Source organism: Mesorhizobium sp. B2-4-13, assembly GCF_006658535.1.
GTDB classification, from domain to species: domain Bacteria; phylum Pseudomonadota; class Alphaproteobacteria; order Rhizobiales; family Rhizobiaceae; genus Mesorhizobium; species Mesorhizobium australicum.
The window spans coordinates 128,582-145,349 of record NZ_VFVB01000010.1 but is presented as its reverse complement, the minus strand read 5'-3'; the positions used below and the strand labels follow the sequence as shown (position 1 = coordinate 145,349).

Sequence of the window (16,768 nt, the reverse complement as noted above, 5' to 3'; positions counted from 1 at the left end):
CCGCAACATTGAGTCTGAGTCTCCCGGCAGGTTGCCCCCCAGACGGAAAACGCTGAAAACGCGTCGAACGACTCAAATCAGGAAACGCTTCAGGGCAGAGAATCAGAGAGTTGATTCACTGGCAAGCACTTATGATTCCGAGAGATTCACTTTCTGAGAAAATGGATGCGAAAACCGTGTCGCTGAGTCTTTGCAGCAACGATTTCACGGCATTTCGAGCCGGTTGAAGTTCACGCATCACGTGAACTTCAAGAGGCGCTAGAGAAGCTGGCCGAGGAACTCCTGGACGGCATATCCGGAACGGAAATTGCCGATGCGCTTGATCTCCCACTGCAACCGGATGCCGGAATGCTCGAGCACCCGCGCGCGCACCGTCTCGCCGAGATATTCGAGGTCGTAGCCGGTCGCCGTTCCGGTGTTGATCATGAAGTTGCAGTGCATCGGCGACATCTGCGCACCGCCGATCATCAGCCCGCGGCAACCCGCCTTGTCGATCTCCTTCCAGGCCGACGTGCCTTCCGGATTCTTGAAGGTCGAGCCGCCCGTCTTCTCGCGGATCGGCTGCACGGTCTCGCGATGGTTCTGCACCGCATCCATCGCCGCCTTGATTACCGCCCTGTCCTCGGCAAAGCCTTCGAAAACGGCCGAAGTGAAGATCAGCCCGGCGGGCGCCGCCGAATGGCGGTAGGCATAGCCCATCTCGGCATTGCTCAGCGTTTGGGCGTTGCCCGCGCGGTCGAGCGCCCGCACCTCGACGACGCGCTCGCGCGTCTCGACCCCGTTGGCGCCGGCATTCATCCTGAGCGCGCCGCCGATAGCGCCTGGAATGCCGTGGTAGAAATGGAAGCCGCCAATGCCGGCCTCGAGCGCCACCGCCGCCATGCGCTTGTCTGGCGTGGCGGCACCTGCCTTGATCCTGATCGGGGAAACGACTTCGGCCTCGCCAAAGCCCTTGGCCGAAAGCCTGATGACGAAACCCGGAATGCCGCCGTCGCGGACCAGAAGGTTCGAGCCGACGCCGACGATGGTCAAGGGTATCTCTTCGGGAACCGCTCTGAGGAAGGCGGCGAGATCTTCTTCATCCGCCGGCTGGAACAGCGCCTCGGCAAGGCCGCCAGCCCGGAACCAGGTGATCTTGTCCATCTCGGCATTCGGCGTGATGCGGCCGCGCAGGCCGGCTAGCCGGTCGCCAAGTCTGTCGATCAGGGCCTGGCCGTTCATCATGGGGCGGCAAGCTCCTTCGGCAGCGCATAGGCCCACTGAGTGATATTGCCGGCGCCGAGAAAGACGACGAAGTCGCCGGGCTTGGCGATGTCGCGGATGACGGGCGCGATGTCGGCCGGCCCCTCGATGTAGCGGGCGTCCCGATGGCCGCCGGCGCGGATACGCGACACCAGCGCGTCCGATGTCACGCCGTCCATCGGCTCTTCGCCGGCGGCGTAGACCGGGGCGACCATCACCGTGTCGGCATCGTTGAAGCAGGCGGAGAACTCGTTGAACAGATCATGCAACCGGGTGAAGCGGTGCGGCTGGGCAATGGCGATGACACGCCCGTTGGTGGCGCTGCGCGCCGCCTTCAGCACCGCCGAGATTTCGACCGGGTGGTGGCCGTAATCGTCGAACACGTCGACACCGTTCCAGGAACCGGTGTGGGTGAAGCGGCGCTTGACGCCGGCGAAAGACGACAGGCCTTTCTTGATCGCCTCGGCCGACAGGCCGAGTTCATGCGCGACCGCGATCGCGGCGGTCGCGTTGGAAACATTGTGGCGGCCGGGCATCGGCAGGCGCAAGCCCGAAATTGCCGTCTGGCCGCGCCCCTTGCGGTCGCGGATGATCACGTCGAACTCCGAGGTCGCCCCCGCCATGCGATGGTTGGTGAAGCGCACATCGGCCTGTGCGTTCTCGCCATAGGTGATGACGCGCCGGTCCTCAATGCGCCCGACTAGCGCCTGCACTTCCGGGTGATCGGTGCACATCACTCCGAAGCCATAGAAAGGCACGTTCTCGACGAACTGGCGGAACGCTTCGCGCACATTGTCGAAATTGCCATAATGATCGAGATGCTCGGGATCGATGTTGGTGACGACGGCGATGTCGGCCGGCAGCTTGAGGAAGGTGCCGTCGCTCTCGTCGGCTTCGACCACCATCCACTCGCCATCGCCCATGCGGGCGTTGGTGCCGTACGCATTGATGATGCCGCCATTGATGACGGTCGGGTCGAGCCCGCCGGCCTCGAGCAGCGTCGCCACCATCGAGGTCGTCGTGGTCTTGCCATGCGTGCCGCCGATCGCCACCGCCTGGCGAAAACGCATCAGCTCGGCCAGCATCTCCGCGCGGCGCACGATCGGCAACAGCTTTTCACGCGCCGCCTTCAGCTCCGGATTCGACTTCTTGATCGCCGTCGAGACGACGATGACCTCGGCGTCACCGAGATTCTCCGCCTTGTGGCCGACGAAGCATTCGAGGCCCTTGTCGCGCAGCCGCTGCACATTGGCGCTGTCGGCCTGGTCGGACCCCTGCACCTTGTAGCCGAGATTGTGCAGCACCTCGGCGATGCCGCTCATGCCGATGCCGCCAATGCCGATGAAATGCACGAGGCCGATGGTCTGCGGCATCTTCATGGGTGCGTCCCCTTCCTGAAATCCGATACTGTTTTGCGGGACGCAATAGCCTCTGTGAGGTCGGCGAGCAACCGCGCCGCGTCGGGCCTGCCGACCGACTTGGCCGCGGCAGCCATCGTCGCCAGCCGCTCCGGTTGGTCTATCAGGGCGCCGAGCAGTGCCGCGATGCGCTCGGGCGAAAGCGAGGATTGCACATGCACCTCGCCACCGCCGGCGGCCGCAAGGGCGGCTGCATTGGCCGCCTGGTCGTGGTCGAGCGCGAAGGGATAGGGCACCAGCAGCGCCGGCCGGCCGATGACGGCGATTTCCGACACGGTCGAGGCGCCGGAACGAGAGATTACAAGATGCGCCGCCGCTATGCGCGCCGCCATGTCCGTGAAGAACGGCGAGACCTCGACGGCGACGCCGAGCGCGGCATAGGCCGCCTTCACCCGCGCCACGTCGTCCGCGCGAGCTTGTTGGGTCACGACAAGGCGCTTGCGCTGTGCATCGGAAAGCAGCGCGATGGCCCCCGGCATGGCATCGGAAAAGAACTGTGCGCCCTGGCTGCCGCCGAACACCAGCAGGCGGAAAGGCTCATCCCCGGTCGAAGCCGCGTAAGGCGTCCCGGCCGCTTCGAGCACAGCCGGCCGGACCGGATTGCCGGTCGTCACCGTTTTGGCGCCGGCCGCGCTTTCATCCTGCGGCAGGAAGCCGCCGGCGATCGCGTCGACACGGCCGGCCAGCGCCCGGTTGGCGCGGCCCATCACCGCGTTCTGCTCGTGGATCAGCGTCGGCACCTTGCGCCGCGTCGCCGCGTAGAGCGGCGGCAAGGTCGGATAGCCGCCAAATCCAACCACGGCCTCCGGCTTGATCCTGCCGATGATGGCGGAGGCCTGACGCACGCCGCTCCAGATTTTCCAGAAGGCGCCGAGCAGGGCGAAGGGATTTTTCGAGCCTAACGTCGCCGACTGAATCGGATGGACGGCCGCCGCAGGAAAATGGGCGGCAAACCGTTCGGCCCGGGTGTCGGTCGCCAGATGCACCGCCCAGCCGCGATCGAGGAGTTCATGCGCCAGCGCTTCGGCTGGAAACAGATGTCCGCCGGTTCCGCCCGCCGCGAGAAGGATAACGCCTCTGGCCATGTCACTCCGCCGGCATGGCGCGCTGCGGCAGGGTAAAGCCCATCTGCTTGCGCTTTTCCGGCCGCTTGCGCGTCAGCGCCAGCACCATCCCCATCGAGATGGCGATGGCGATCTGCGAGGAGCCGCCATAGGAGATGAAGGGCAGCGTCATGCCCTTTGCCGGCACCAGTTGCAGGTTGACGCACATGTTGATGACGGCCTGCAGGCCGAACACGGTGACCAGACCGCCGACCGCATAACGGGTGAAGTCGTCATGCTCCTTGAGCGCCGTGTTGAGACCGCGCAGCACGATGAAGGCGAAGATCGACATGATGAAGAAACACATGATCAGCCCAAATTCTTCGCCCGCGACCGAGAAGACGAAGTCGGCATGGCTGTCGGGGATGACCCGCTTGACCGTGCCCTCGCCCGGCCCGACGCCGAACCAGCCGCCATTGATCAGCGCATCGCGGCCCATGTCGACCTGGAACGTGTCGCCTTCGCCGGTGAGGAATTTGTCGATGCGCAGCGCGACGTGCGGAAACACCGTATAGGCGGCGAAGACGCCGCCGACGCCGGCAGCGCCCAGCACGATGATCCAAAGCCATGGCAGCCCCGCCATGAAGAACATGATGCCCCAGGTGCCGGTGGTCAGCATGGTCTGACCGAGGTCCGGCTGCGCCACCAGCAGCGACACGACCAGCACCAGGAGCAGCATGGCGAACAGATTGCCCGGAATGTCGGGCTGGCGCTTGTGCTCGGCGAACAGCCACGCGCACATGATGACGAAGGCCGGCTTGAGGAATTCCGAAGGTTGGATCGACAGGCCGGCAAGCGACACCCAGCGGCGCGCGCCCTTCACCTCGACGCCGACATAGAGCACCGCCACCATCAGCACCAGCATCAGGCACAGCATGATCAGCGACATGCGCCGGATCTGCCTGGAATCCAGGAACGAGACCGCCAGCATCACGCCGAGCGCAGGCACGGTGAAGATGATCTGCCGGGTGGCGAAATGGAAACTGTCGAGGCCGATGCGTTCGGCCACAGCGGGACTTGCCGCGAAGGACAACACGATGCCGAGCCCCATCAGCGACAGAAACGCCGCCAGGAACCAGCGATCGATGGTCCACCACCAGGTTGCGACCGGACTTTTGTCGAGACGGCTCTGCATTATCGTGCCCCTCCGATGGGTTTGACGCCATCCATAGCGCTCGCAGCTTGCCTGAAGGCTTCGCCGCGGACCTCGAAATTCTTGAACTGGTCGAAACTGGCGCAGGCCGGCGACAACAGCACCACCGCCTCGCCACTGTCGTCCTTGGCCGCGTCATGCGCGGCATGCTCGACCGCTGCCGCCAGCGTGCCCGAGATCTCGTAGGGCACGGCCTCGCCGAGCGTCGCCGAAAAGGCGGGCGCCGCCTCGCCGATCAGATAAGCCTTGGCGATGCGCGGGAAGAAACCGCGCAGCGGCTCGATGCCGCCTTCCTTGGGAAGGCCGCCGGCGATCCAGTAGATGCGATTGAAGCTGGACAGCGCGGGTGCGGCGGCATCGGCATTGGTCGCCTTGGAATCGTTGACGAACAGCACATGGTCCTTGCGGCCAACCTGCTCCATGCGGTGCGCCAGACCCGGGAAGCTTTCCAGCCCAGACTGGATCTCGCCAAGGTTGAGCCCGACCTTGAGGCAAGCGGCGACGGCGGCCAACGCATTTTGCGCATTGTGCTGACCACGCAGCGAGCCAATGCCTTCGAGGAAGGCTACCCGGCCGTAGCGGCCGTGCACGGCTTCCATCAGATTGGTGCCGTCGGCGAAATAGCCGTCGGTCAGCGGCAGGCGCTTGGAAATGCGGACGACCTGCCGCCCTGCCCGCTCCAGCCGATCGGCGATCTGCGCGCACCAGGAATCGTCGATGCCGATAATCGCCGTCTCGCTGCCCGCCACCAGCCGCTCCTTGATCCAAGCGTAGTGCTGCATGGTGCCGTGGCGGTCGAGATGGTCGGGCGTCAGATTGAGCAGGATGCCGGCCGTCGGATTGATCGAGGGCGCAAGGTCGATCTGGTAGGACGAGCATTCGACTATATAATGCCGGCCAGGCTTCGGCGGATCGAGCGTCATCACCGCACGGCCGATATTGCCACCCATCTGCGTGTCGCGCCCGGAGGCTTGAAGGATATGCGCCGTCAGCGCCGTCGTCGTCGACTTGCCGTTGGTGCCGGTGATGGCGATGAAGGGAGCATCCGGCGCACGCTGCGTCCGTTCCCTGCAGAACAGCTCGATATCGCCGATGATCTCGACGCCGGCCCCGCGCGCCAATTCCACGGTCCAGTGCGGCTTGGGATGGGTGAGCGGCACGCCGGGCGACAGCACGAAGGCGGAAAAACCGGCCCAGTCGGCGCCACGCAGATCGCCGGTGGCGATGCCGGTGGCGGCCGCCTTGGCGACGCTGCCGGGATTGTCGTCCCAGGCCAGCACCTCGGCGCCGCCCTCGATCAGCGCGCGCGCCGTGGCGATCCCCGAGCCGCCGAGCCCGAAGAGCGATACACGCTTGCCTGCGAAGGATGCGGCGGGGATCAAGGGGCTGCCTATCTGAGCTTGAGGGTGGAAAGACCGACCAGCGCCAGGATGACGGCGATGATCCAGAAGCGGATCACCACCTGGCTTTCGGTCCAGCCGAGCTTTTCGAAATGATGGTGGATCGGCGCCATCAGGAACACGCGCTTGCCGGTCATCTTGAAGTAGCCGACCTGGATGATGACCGAGAGAATCTCGACCACGAACAGGCCGCCGACGATGACGAGCACGATCTCGTGCTTGGTGGCGACCGCGACCGTGCCGATCAGGCCGCCCATGGCCAGCGATCCGGTGTCGCCCATGAAGATCGCCGCGGGCGGCGCGTTGAACCACAGGAAGCCGAGGCCGGCGCCGATGACCGCGCCAAGCACGACCGCCAGTTCACCAGTGCCGGGCACGAAATGGATCTGCAGATATTCGGCGAAAACCGCGTTGCCCGAGAGATAGGCGATGACGCCGAAGGACGCCGCCGCGATCATGATCGGCACGATCGCCAGGCCATCGAGGCCATCGGTCAGGTTCACCGCATTGCCGGCGCCGACGATGACGAAGCAGGAGAACGGAATGAAGAACCAGCCGAGGTTGATGATGAATTCCTTGGCGAAGGGGAATGTCAGCGACGACGAGAACGGCGCCTGGCCATTGTGCATGATCGCCCAGGCGGCGATGCCGGCGATAACGAATTCCAGCGCAAGCCGCGCCTTGCCGGAGAAGCCGAGATGCGACTGCTTCGTCACCTTCAGATAGTCGTCGTAAAAGCCGATCGAGCCGAAGCCGAGTGTCACCAAAAGCACCACCCAGACATAGATGCTGGACAGGTTCGCCCATAAAAGCGACGAGCCGATGATGCCGGACAGGATCATCAGGCCGCCCATGGTCGGCGTACCTGCCTTTTTGAAATGGGTCTGCGGCCCGTCGGCGCGGATCGGTTGGCCCTTGCCTTGCCTGAGCCGCAGCGAATTGATGATGGTCGGCCCGAAGATGAAGACGATCAGGGCGGAGGTGATCAGCGCCCCGCCGGTGCGGAACGTGATGTAGCGGAAGACATTGAAGACAGAGACCTTGTCCGCGAAATCGACCAGCAGTGTGAACATGCGCTTTCGTCCCCCGACTAGGTCTGGTTGCTTGTTGTCGTTTCAGCCGGGAATTTGCCCAGCAGCGCATCGACCAGTTTTGCAAAACCGATACCCTTCGACGATTTGATCATCACCACGTCGCCCGGCTTCAGCGCGGCGAGCAGCACCGGCTTCAACTCCTCGACGCCGGCGCGGTATTCCGTCCTGATATCGTCCGGCAGCGCTTCCGCCAGCGACCGCATTTCCGGGCCGCCGAGAAAGACCGTCCGCGTGCCGGTGCCGACGATGAGATCGGCAAGAGCGGCGTGCAGCTTGGCCGAGTGATCGCCGAGCTCGAGCATGTCGCCAAGCACGGCGATGCGCCTGCCCTCGCCCGTCACCGGTGTCGCGTTGAGCAGCGCCATCGCAGCCGCCATCGAGGCAGGATTGGCGTTATAGCTCTCGTCGATCAGCGTGATCGAGCCACCGGCCTGGCTCGAAATCGGGCTCCCGGGATGCCGCAGCACGTGGCGCTTGCCGCGCCCGCGCTCCGCCGAGAGATCGGCCAGCGCCAATGCAACCTTGTCGAGATCGGCGCCAACCAGATGCGCGGCGCCAAGCACCGCCAGCACGTTCTGCACCATGTGCCGGCCGGGCGCGCCGATACGGGCGATGATATCGTGGCCGCTGATCCGGGCGGCGATGTCGGAATGGTCGGCATGCAACTCGCACTTGACCAGCTTGAAGGTCGAGCGCGCATTCTCGCCGAAGCCATGGATATGCTCGACGCCCGCAGCCTGTGCCATCTTGTACAGCAGCTTGAAACGCGCATCGTCGCGGTTGAGGACGGCAGCACCATCGGGCTCCAGGCCCTCGAAAATCTCGGCCTTGGCCTTGGCGATCTCGTCCAGGTTGCGGAAGAAGCCAAGATGCGCGGCCGCGATCATGGTGACGATGGCGACATGCGGCCGCACCATCTTCACCAGCGGCCGGATCTCATCGGGATGGTTCATGCCGATCTCGAACACGGCATAATCGCAATCGGCGGGCATGCGCGCCAAGGTCAGCGGCACGCCCCAATGGTTGTTGAAGGACTGCGCCGAGGCATGCACCTTGCCGACGGCCGAAAGCACGTGGCGCAGCGCCTCCTTGGTCGTGGTCTTGCCCGCCGAGCCGGTCACCGCGATGATCTTGGCTTGCGAGCGGGCGCGCGCCGCGACACCGAGCTTTTCCAGCGCAACCAGGACGTCGTCGACGACGATGATCGGCGCGGTCAACCGGCCAAGTGAGGGCAGCTTGCCTTCGGCCACCACCAGCACGCCGGCGCCGGCCTTGATGGCCGCGGTGACGAAGTCATGGCCGTCCATCGCCTCGCCCTTGATGGCAAAGAAAGCATCGCCCGGCTGCAGGCTGCGGCTGTCGATCGAAATGCCCGATATGCCTTCGGGCATGGGGCCGAGCGGCCGTCCGTCCGTGGCGGCAATCAACGCTTCCGACGTCCACAGCAAGCTCATGCGGCATGCTCCCGGAGCGCGGCGCGCACTTCCTCGTGGTCGGAGAAATGCAGGGTTTCCGAGCCGATCGTCTGGCCTTCCTCGTGGCCCTTGCCGGCCACGATCAGTGTGTCGCCGGCATGCAGCATGCCGACAGCCTCGTGGATAGCCTTGCGCCGGTCGCCGATCTCCATGGCGCCGGGCGCGGCCCCAAGAATGGCGGCGCGGATGGTTTCGGGCACTTCCGAGCGCGGATTGTCGTCGGTGACGATGACGACATCTGCAAGCCGTGTCGCGATCTCGCCCATGATCGGTCGTTTGCCACGGTCGCGGTCGCCACCACAGCCGAAGACGACCATGACACGGCCGGTGGTGAACGGACGCACCGAGGCCAGCACGTTTTCCAGCGCATCGGGCTTGTGCGCGTAATCGACATAGACCGGCGCGCCGCTCGCCGTGGTGCCGACGAGATCGAGCCGGCCCGGCGCCCCTTTCAATTTCTCCAACGCCGCCAAGGCTTTGGCGACAGGTGTTCCAGTGGAAATGGCAAGCCCCGCCGAAACCAGCGCATTCGCGATCTGGAAATCGCCGGCGAGCGGCAGGTCGATCTCGTGGATCACACCGTCGGCCTCGACCTCGGCACGCTGGCGATGACGCTCATGCTCGACCCGCTTCAGCCTGAGGAAATCGCCACGGCGGCCGACCGTCAGCACATCAAGCCCGGCGGCCCGCGCCGCCTTTATCGTCGGCTCGGACCACGGATCGTCGGCGAAGACGACGGCGGGGGCGCCCTTCGGCAGCAACGTGTCGAACAGGCGCAATTTGGCGCGATGATAATCCTCGATCGTCGGATGGTAATCCATGTGGTCGCGGCCGAGATTGGTGAAGCCCCCGGCCGAGAGCTTCACCCCATCGAGGCGGCGCTGGTCGAGCCCGTGGCTGGAGGCCTCCATCGAGGCGTGGGTAACGCCGGCATCGGCCAATTCCCTGAGCAACCGGTGCAGGGCGACGGGATCGGGTGTCGTCAGCGAACCATATTCGTTGCGGCCGGGCGCGACCACGCCAGTGGTGCCGATCGAGGCGGCGGCGTATCCCGCCTGCTCCCAAATCTGCCTGGTGAAGGCGGCAACCGACGTCTTGCCGCTGGTGCCGGTAACCGCGACCATGGTTTGCGGCTGTTTGCCGAAGTAGCGGGCGGCACTCAACGCCAGTGCCAGGCGCGGATCATCGACCGCCAGCACCGGAACCGGCAAATCGGCAAGGGCGCTGCCCTTGCCCAGGACGATCATGGCGGCGCCACGCCGGGCCGCATCAGCGGCGTAGCTCGCGCCATCGGCCTTGGTTCCGGCAAGCGCGAAAAAGACGACGCCCGGTTTTACCTGGCGGGAATCGGACGAGATGCCGGTAACCTCCAGATCGGCGGAAGCTGTTCCTTCGACTGGCAGGATACCGGCTAGATCTTTGAGCTTCATCGAGTCCCGTTCACCGCAACAAAATAGCGCGCAGTTGCCGGCGCGCCCTAAGAATCACTGATAGGAAACCAGCGTTGCACCATTTTCATGGCTGAAATCTGGCTTCACGCCAAGCATGGCCGCTGAACGCCTGATGATATTGCCGGCCATAACCCCAGCATTGTTGGCGGCGACGTCGGTCATCCCAGGCTTTTCCGGATGTGGGGCGTCGGCGATGGTGAACACCAGATATTGCGGATCGTCCATCGGAAAGGCGGCGACGAAGGTGTTGAAATTCAACTCCTTCGAGTAACGGCCGTTGATGACCTTCTCGGCCGTTCCGGTCTTGCCGCCGACGCGGTAGCCGGGAACGCGGGCGTTTCTGGCCGAGCCCTTTTCGGCGTTGAGCGTGTAGAGGTAGCGCATGCCCTCGACGGTTTTGTCGGCGACCACTTTCTTGGCTGCCGCCATCGCGTCCTGCTGGCTGCGGACCAGGAATGTCGGCTCCATCAGATATCCGCCATTGACCAGCGCCGCGCAGCCGACAGCCGCTTGCAGCGGCGTCGTCGACACGCCATGGCCGAAGGCGATGGTGAACGAGTTGACCTGCTTCCAGACTTTCGGCTCGGTCGGGCGGGCGACTTCGGGCAGTTCGGTCTGCATCTTCTCCAGAATGCCGAGGCGATGCAGGAATTCGCGGTGCGCCTCGATGCCGACCAGCTCTGCCTCCCTGGCCGATCCAATGTTGGACGAATAGAGGAACACCTCCGGCAACGACAGCACACGGTTCTTGCCGTGGAAATCGTGAATGGCCTGGTGGCCGACGCGGATTGGATGCGAAGCGTCGAAGCGGCTCGACATCGTCGCCTTGCCGGAATCGAGCGCCATGGCCGAGGTGAAGCTCTTGAACGTCGAGCCCATCTCATAGAGCCCCGCCGACATCCGGTTGAGCCGGTCTTTGTCCTGCGCATTGTAGGGATTGTTCGGATCGAAATCCGGCACCGAGGCCATGGCCACCACTTCGCCGGTCTTGACGTTGAGCACGACCGCGCCAGCGCCCATGGCGCGATAGCGCTCCAGGCCGGCGGCAATCTCGTCGCGCACTACATGCTGGACGCGCAGGTCGATCGAAAGCTTCACCGGCCTGAGATCCTTCGCCACCGCCAGGCCCGACGCCTGCAGGTCGCTCAGGCCCTGCTCATCGATATATTTCTCCATGCCGGAAATGCCCTGGTTGTCGATGTTGGTCAGGCCGACAACGTAGGACGAGGTTTCGCCGCTTGGATAGAAACGGCGCTTTTCGGTGCGGAAGCCAAAACCGGGAATGCCGAGCTGCATGATGTCGGCCTGCTGCTTGGGTGTCAGCTGCCGCTGCAGCCAGACGAAGCCGGCGCCGCTCTTCAGCTTGTGATAGGTCTGCTCGTAGTCGATTTCGGGCAGCACCGTCGACAGCTTCTCGATCGCCTCGTCGGCATCGACGATGCGGCGCGGTTCGGCGAACAGCGACGCCGTCTTGATGTCGGTGGCCAGCACTTCGCCGTTGCGGTCGACAATGTCGGGCCGCGAGGCGGTCACCCGGCTCTGCGGGCCGCCCGACAGGTCGGGTGTCTGGAAACCGAGATAGACCAGCCGCCCGGATATGGTCGAGAAGATGCCGAAGAACACGGCCATCGTCATCACGATGCGCGCCTTGCCCTTGCCGCCTGTCGCCTTGCGGGCGCCTTCGACCACGATCGATCTGTCCTCGCCCGTCCTGGCGCGCCTTACCGACGCGAAGCGCTTCAGCAGGTTGCCGATCATTGGGCGATGTCTCCGGTCACGACGGGATCCTTGTCGCCTGAAGGCGCCTTATCGGAATTGTCGGCCATCGCGCCCTGGCGCCCGTTCAGGATGTCCCGGATATCGAGGGCCTTGGCCGGCAGGTCGCCCAGGCCCACGATCTGGCGGGCACTGACCGGCTCCAGCGCGAGCTGCGATTTATAGAGTTCGGCCAGCTTCTGCAGGCGCGACGGCTGGGTGAGCAGGCTCCAGTCGGCCTTGAGGAGGTCGATCGTGTCCTCCTCGTAACGGATCTCGGCATGGATCTTCTGCACGGCCGCCAACTGGTCCTCGGCCTCGCGCTTGGCCTTGTAGGTCAGGGCGGCCGCCGAAACCATGACGGCGATCAGGACAATGTCGCTGGTACGAAACACGTGCTTACCTCTCCCCCGGCCGGTCGATGCCGGGAAGTTTTGGAAGGCCGAAAATCGAAAAATCGTCGCCGCGCGCCGGAGCCTCGGTGCGGATCGCGGCACGCAACCTGGCCGAGCGGGCGCGTGGGTTGGCCGCAACCTCGGCATCGCCTGCGGTCACCCCGCCACCAGCCTTGCGGAATGTCGCGGTGCGCGCCTGCGCCTCCGGCATGTGGCGCGAGCCGGTCATGGTGTCGGCGCGGTCGGCGATGAAGCGCTTGACGATGCGGTCTTCCAGCGAATGGAACGTCACCACGGCGAGCCGTCCACCAGGCTTCAGCGCGCGTTCGGCCGCGAACAGCGCCCTGGCCAGTTCGCCGAGCTCGTCATTGACGAAGATGCGCAGCGCCTGGAAGACGCGGGTCGCCGGATGGATCTTGTCCTTCGGCGCGCGTCCAATATGGGTTTCGATCGCATCGGCGAGTTCGAGCGTGCGCTCGAATGGGCGTTTTTCCCGGCGCGCCTCGATCATGCGGGCGATGCGGCCGGCGTGACGCTCTTCGCCGAGGAAGCCGAAGATGCGGGCAAGGTCGCCCGGCTTGAAACTGTTGACTACATCGGCAGCACTCAGGCCCGCCTGCGCCATGCGCATGTCGAGCGGTCCGTCGTTGCGGAAGGAAAAGCCACGCTCGGCCTGGTCGAGCTGCATGGAGGAAACGCCGATGTCGAGCACGACGCCGTCGACGCTTTCGACGTGCTCGTCGAGCGTCGAGAACGGCGCCTGCACCAGCTTCAGCCGGCCGCCGGATTGCGCCTCGAGGTCGCGGCCGGCCGCGATGGCATCCGGATCGCGATCGATGGCGACAACGGACGCGCCGGTCGCCAGTATCGCCTTGGTGTAGCCGCCGGCGCCGAACGTGCCGTCGATGACGATGTCGCCCTCCGCCGGCGCCAGCGCTTCCAGCACTTCGCCAAGGAGGACCGGAATGTGGCGGACCGATCCGCCAACGGCGTTGATATCATCGCCGTGGCCCACCGTCATTCCGGTCGCTCCCCAGCTTTGGCCTCGTGAGTCTTCGTCCCCTGCCGAAGCTGCAAAAGCCTGGCCCGCGCCTGCGCGCCGTAGGTCGCAAGCCGTCCCGGCTCCCAGATCTGAAAGAAATTGCCGCGCCCGACAAAGGCCACCTCCGCGGAAATGCCGGCATGTTCGCGAATGAAATCGGTCATGGTGATGCGGCCGTCCTGGTCGAGCTTCAGGAACGCTCCGTCGCCATGGCAGAAGAACGATATGTCGTCCGCAGTCTGCAGGAACGGGTCTTCCCGCGCGATGCGTTGCTCGTAGCGATCGAGCAGATCGAGCCCGCCGACATCCATCGCCGGCAGATCCAGGCACCGCAGTGCATAGAGTTCCGAATAGCCGCGCTTCTGCACCACGGCACGGAAATGCGCAGGAACGGACACCCGCCCCTTCGCATCGATCCTGCTCACCGTGTTCGACAGAAACCGGTCCATCACACGTTGCAGCCGCCTGCGCGGCCGCACCCCTCTTCATCGTGTCGCACGCGCCACCGCAGCGCTGCGTCTGCCCCGCACCAACCTCGTCCACACGGGCAAAAAACGGCAAACGCGCAGCCGCCGCGGCTGCCCGATTGGCGTACGCTTTACCCTGACGCGGAACGAAGGCTTTGATGTCGAAATGGGATACCATGGGGCACTATGGGCGTCAACGGGAATAGGCTTCACAAACATGCGCATCACGGCGACGAGAAGGCTTTGACGGCACGTCTCGTCTTTATGGTCTATTAAGCCTAACGAACCGTTTAGAGCCTCGCTGGTCCAACTGGAGACGCCTTGCCGCGAGCCGCGGCCGGGCATAGCGTCTCCCCCATCTCACCGATCGCCAAGAGATTTGAAACTCGATGTCTGAAACTGCCAAATCGCGCGCTGCGGCCCTTCCCCATTTGCGTCGCAGCGGGTTTGCCATGGGCGATTCCATTCCCCTGCCACTGACCATGGCCGCCATCTTCCATGCACCGGGCGATGCCACCGGCTTCAACCAGTACGGCCGTTTCAGCAACCCGACCTGGGATGCCGTCGAACACATGTTGTCCCATTTGGAGGACGCGCCCTGCGTCGGCTTTCCCTCGGGAATGGCAGCGATCTCGGCGGCATTCTTTGCCGTGCTCAAGGCCGGCGACCATGTCCTGCTGCCTTCGGACGGTTATCACACCACCAGGGCGCTGGCTGATCGCTTCCTGAAACCGCTCGGCGTCTCCTACGATGTCCGGCCGACATCGACTTTCCTTGACGGCGGTTTTGCGGGCTATCGCCTGGCCTTCGTCGAAACGCCGGCCAATCCGGGGCTGGACATCTGCGATATCGCCGCTGTCGCCGAAGCCGTCCACAAGGCCGGCGCGCTGCTGGTGGTCGACAACACGACGATGACGCCCTTCGGCCAGCGCCCTCTCGATCACGGCGCCGATATCGTTGTCGCCGCCGACACCAAGGCACCCAATGGCCATTCCGACGTGCTGTTCGGACATGTTGCCAGCCGCAATGCGGATATCATCGCCGCCGTGACCGGCTGGCGCGAGGTCTCGGGCAGCATCCCCGGGCCGTTCGAAGCCTGGCTGGTGCATCGCGGCCTGGAAACATTGGATGTGCGCTTCGACCGCATGTGTTCGTCGGCGGAAGTGATCGCGCGGCGCCTGCAAGGCCATCGGGCGATCAACGGCCTGCGCTATCCCGGCCTGGAAGGCGATCCCTCGCACAATCTTGCGCGCGCCCAGATGGAGCGCTTCGGCTTCCTCATCTCCTTCGAACTCGCTTCCGAGCAGAAAGCCGAGGATTTCATCAACAATTGCGACCTGATGCAGGCCGCAACCTCCTTCGGCGGCGTCCACACCTCGGCCGAGCGGCGCTTGAAGCGAGGCGATGCGGTTCCGGCTGGCTTCGTTCGCCTATCGGTCGGTTGTGAGCCCGTGGAAGAACTCTGGAAGGCGATCGAGGCCTCGCTGGACAGGATCAGCGACTGACAAATCGACCACGAGCGGGTCAGCGTCTGATGGAATCGCCGAACCGCCCTAACTCTTTGTTTTACGCAATTACGCAATTCCGCAAGGGAAAGCGCTAGCGCTTCTCCTGGATTGCTTAGGAGCCGAGGTCATTGGCTTCGATGTTGCGCCGACCATGCAGCACGCGAAGAACTTCGATCGCATCACCGCCGACCCGGTACAAGGTGAGATATTCGCCGACAATCAGATGGCGATACCCGGCGCAATGTCGTCGCGTGGCGCACCTGAGAAGGGATAAGTCGACAATTGCCGCCATCTTGCCGCTAAACGATCAAGCAACCGGTCCGCTGCTGCCTCGTTGTTGCCCGCAATATGAAGCCAGATCGCAATCAAATCCTCTTCCGCACGAGCGCTGCGGTCGATTGGCAGCAACTTCATGCCGCGTCGTCAGATCGCAGACGCCTGCGGGCCTCCGCCTTGATTTCGTCCATCGAGGCAAACCGACCAGGCCCGCTGTCGATCCCCTCCTGCACCAGCTTGCGCAGTTCCTCAACCGTGTAGCCATCAGGTCGCGGCGGTCCTTCCATTGCCTCAACGCATCGCGGATCACCTCGCTCGCCGAGGCGTATTCTCCAGCCGCGACCACATCGTCGACCGCCTGAGCCAATTCCGGCGAAAGCGTGATGCTCCGTTTGTCGACCTGACCCGTGATAGGCTCCTGATGATGAGCCGTGACGGTACGATTTAATCGCACCAATTTCAAGAAAGTCGGCGGATATCTCTGTCTTGTGGCGGGGCAAATCAGCGCCGTGCCCTTGAATCAGAAGGTTGCGCCCATGGGCGCAACCTTCTGGTACCAAAGGTTAATCCCAGATGTCGTGGAGAGAAACTGCCAGCTGGCCTGTAAGCCGGGTTTTGTATGGCCCTCGCCCCTTGCGAGGCGAGAACGTGGCGGCCATTCATCTTGGGCGCATGTTGCCATGCGCCTCACGCAACCTACCCGGACGGTGGGCCGGAAACAGCCCTCGAGGGTTTCCCCTCGCACCGCCCCTATTCGGTCTTGCTCCCGGTGGGGTTTACCGTGCCGCTCCTGTTGCCAGTCGCGCGGTGGGCTCTTACCCCACCCTTTCACCCTTACCCCGACTAAATCGTGGCGGTTTGCTTTCTGTGGCACTTTCCCTGGGGTCGCCCCCGCCGGCCATTAACCGGCACCGTGTTTCCATGGAGCCCGGACTTTCCTCACCCGCGGCCTTTCGGCGTTTGCGGGTGCGGCCGCCCGGCCAGCTGGC

General features: G+C 64.3%; 15 protein-coding genes, 1 other RNA gene and 1 pseudogene. 1 reads left to right on the top strand and 16 read right to left on the bottom strand.

The features are described 5' to 3' along the window. Window positions 1-258: 258 nt before the first annotated feature. The 12 genes from murB to mraZ are packed head-to-tail and all read right to left on the bottom strand — an operon-like array spanning window position 259 to window position 13,977. Window positions 259-1,224, bottom strand: a complete 966-nt coding sequence (murB, locus tag FJ936_RS24590) for a UDP-N-acetylmuramate dehydrogenase (protein ID WP_141907114.1) — start codon at window positions 1,222-1,224, stop codon at window positions 259-261. After that, window positions 1,221-2,621: a UDP-N-acetylmuramate--L-alanine ligase gene (gene murC, locus FJ936_RS24585; RefSeq protein ID WP_141907113.1), complete on the bottom strand. Its 1,401-nt coding sequence runs from the start codon at window positions 2,619-2,621 to the stop codon at window positions 1,221-1,223. Before murC ends, murB begins: the two co-directional genes overlap by 4 nt. Continuing rightward, entirely contained in the window at window positions 2,618-3,745 is a 1,128-nt protein-coding gene (gene murG, locus FJ936_RS24580) for an undecaprenyldiphospho-muramoylpentapeptide beta-N-acetylglucosaminyltransferase (RefSeq protein WP_141907112.1), read from the bottom strand. Before murG ends, murC begins: the two co-directional genes overlap by 4 nt. A 1-nt stretch (window position 3,746) precedes the next feature. Then, window positions 3,747-4,898, bottom strand: coding sequence for a putative lipid II flippase FtsW (ftsW, locus tag FJ936_RS24575; RefSeq protein WP_015317209.1), 1,152 nt, complete (start codon window positions 4,896-4,898; stop codon window positions 3,747-3,749). Next, on the bottom strand, window positions 4,898-6,298 hold the full coding sequence (murD, locus tag FJ936_RS24570; RefSeq protein ID WP_141907111.1) for a UDP-N-acetylmuramoyl-L-alanine--D-glutamate ligase: 1,401 nt from the start codon (window positions 6,296-6,298) through the stop codon (window positions 4,898-4,900). Before murD ends, ftsW begins: the two co-directional genes overlap by 1 nt. Before the next feature lie 8 nt (window positions 6,299-6,306). After that, entirely contained in the window at window positions 6,307-7,389 is a 1,083-nt protein-coding gene (mraY, locus tag FJ936_RS24565; protein ID WP_015317207.1) for a phospho-N-acetylmuramoyl-pentapeptide-transferase, read from the bottom strand. A 17-nt stretch (window positions 7,390-7,406) separates the two neighbouring features. Then, window positions 7,407-8,864 carry a UDP-N-acetylmuramoylalanyl-D-glutamyl-2,6-diaminopimelate--D-alanyl-D-alanine ligase gene (locus tag FJ936_RS24560; RefSeq protein ID WP_141907110.1) on the bottom strand — a complete coding sequence of 486 codons (1,458 nt, stop codon included), beginning with the start codon at window positions 8,862-8,864 and terminating at the stop codon, window positions 7,407-7,409. Next, on the bottom strand, window positions 8,861-10,315 hold the full coding sequence (locus FJ936_RS24555; protein WP_140789193.1) for a UDP-N-acetylmuramoyl-L-alanyl-D-glutamate--2,6-diaminopimelate ligase: 1,455 nt from the start codon (window positions 10,313-10,315) through the stop codon (window positions 8,861-8,863). Before FJ936_RS24555 ends, FJ936_RS24560 begins: the two co-directional genes overlap by 4 nt. Window positions 10,316-10,369: 54 nt before the next feature. Next, complete coding sequence (locus FJ936_RS24550) at window positions 10,370-12,094, bottom strand: penicillin-binding protein 2 (protein ID WP_140789191.1); 1,725 nt, start codon at window positions 12,092-12,094, stop codon at window positions 10,370-10,372. Then, window positions 12,091-12,486 (bottom strand): hypothetical protein, encoded by a 396-nt coding sequence (locus tag FJ936_RS24545; RefSeq protein WP_140789189.1) that lies wholly within the window; start codon window positions 12,484-12,486, stop codon window positions 12,091-12,093. The genes FJ936_RS24550 and FJ936_RS24545 overlap by 4 nt, the downstream gene beginning before the upstream one ends. Before the next feature lie 4 nt (window positions 12,487-12,490). Further along, on the bottom strand, window positions 12,491-13,507 hold the full coding sequence (gene rsmH, locus FJ936_RS24540) for a 16S rRNA (cytosine(1402)-N(4))-methyltransferase RsmH (RefSeq protein WP_140789187.1): 1,017 nt from the start codon (window positions 13,505-13,507) through the stop codon (window positions 12,491-12,493). Next, entirely contained in the window at window positions 13,504-13,977 is a 474-nt protein-coding gene (gene mraZ, locus FJ936_RS24535) for a division/cell wall cluster transcriptional repressor MraZ (protein WP_140789185.1), read from the bottom strand. The genes rsmH and mraZ overlap by 4 nt, the downstream gene beginning before the upstream one ends. 407 nt (window positions 13,978-14,384) lie before the next feature. On the opposite strand from mraZ, the gene FJ936_RS24530 reads away from it, so the two are divergent. After that, a complete protein-coding gene (locus tag FJ936_RS24530; protein ID WP_140714569.1) occupies window positions 14,385-15,500 on the top strand; it encodes a cystathionine gamma-lyase in 1,116 nt (371 codons plus the stop codon). 115 nt (window positions 15,501-15,615) lie between these two features. Here FJ936_RS24530 and FJ936_RS31195 read toward each other — a convergent pair whose 3' ends face one another. From FJ936_RS31195 to rnpB, 4 genes and pseudogenes are all read right to left on the bottom strand, one after another. Beyond that, window positions 15,616-15,795, bottom strand: coding sequence for a type II toxin-antitoxin system RelE/ParE family toxin (locus FJ936_RS31195; protein ID WP_263484659.1), 180 nt, complete (start codon window positions 15,793-15,795; stop codon window positions 15,616-15,618). After that, window positions 15,723-15,917 (bottom strand): type II toxin-antitoxin system RelE/ParE family toxin, encoded by a 195-nt coding sequence (locus FJ936_RS31190; RefSeq protein ID WP_263484660.1) that lies wholly within the window; start codon window positions 15,915-15,917, stop codon window positions 15,723-15,725. The genes FJ936_RS31195 and FJ936_RS31190 overlap by 73 nt, the downstream gene beginning before the upstream one ends. Then, window positions 15,914-16,191: pseudogene (locus tag FJ936_RS24520) on the bottom strand (type II toxin-antitoxin system ParD family antitoxin). The gene FJ936_RS31190 and the pseudogene FJ936_RS24520 overlap by 4 nt, the downstream one beginning before the upstream one ends. Window positions 16,192-16,367: 176 nt before the next feature. Continuing rightward, an RNA gene (rnpB, locus tag FJ936_RS24515) (RNase P RNA component class A) lies at window positions 16,368-16,767 on the bottom strand. Between the last annotated feature and the right edge of the window lies 1 nt (window position 16,768).

Coding starts and splice junctions, on each gene's coding strand:
- murB (WP_141907114.1), bottom strand. CDS start 1,224: ATGATGAACGGCCAGGCCCTGATCGACAGACTTGGCGACCGGCTAGCC.
- FJ936_RS31190 (WP_263484660.1), bottom strand. CDS start 15,917: ATGAAGTTGCTGCCAATCGACCGCAGCGCTCGTGCGGAAGAGGATTTG.
- ftsW (WP_015317209.1), bottom strand. CDS start 4,898: ATGCAGAGCCGTCTCGACAAAAGTCCGGTCGCAACCTGGTGGTGGACC.
- FJ936_RS24530 (WP_140714569.1), top strand. CDS start 14,385: ATGTCTGAAACTGCCAAATCGCGCGCTGCGGCCCTTCCCCATTTGCGT.
- murG (WP_141907112.1), bottom strand. CDS start 3,745: ATGGCCAGAGGCGTTATCCTTCTCGCGGCGGGCGGAACCGGCGGACAT.
- rsmH (WP_140789187.1), bottom strand. CDS start 13,507: ATGACGGTGGGCCACGGCGATGATATCAACGCCGTTGGCGGATCGGTC.
- FJ936_RS31195 (WP_263484659.1), bottom strand. CDS start 15,795: ATGGCGGCAATTGTCGACTTATCCCTTCTCAGGTGCGCCACGCGACGA.
- FJ936_RS24550 (WP_140789191.1), bottom strand. CDS start 12,094: ATGATCGGCAACCTGCTGAAGCGCTTCGCGTCGGTAAGGCGCGCCAGG.
- FJ936_RS24560 (WP_141907110.1), bottom strand. CDS start 8,864: ATGAGCTTGCTGTGGACGTCGGAAGCGTTGATTGCCGCCACGGACGGA.
- mraY (WP_015317207.1), bottom strand. CDS start 7,389: ATGTTCACACTGCTGGTCGATTTCGCGGACAAGGTCTCTGTCTTCAAT.
- mraZ (WP_140789185.1), bottom strand. CDS start 13,977: ATGGACCGGTTTCTGTCGAACACGGTGAGCAGGATCGATGCGAAGGGG.
- FJ936_RS24555 (WP_140789193.1), bottom strand. CDS start 10,315: ATGAAGCTCAAAGATCTAGCCGGTATCCTGCCAGTCGAAGGAACAGCT.
- murC (WP_141907113.1), bottom strand. CDS start 2,621: ATGAAGATGCCGCAGACCATCGGCCTCGTGCATTTCATCGGCATTGGC.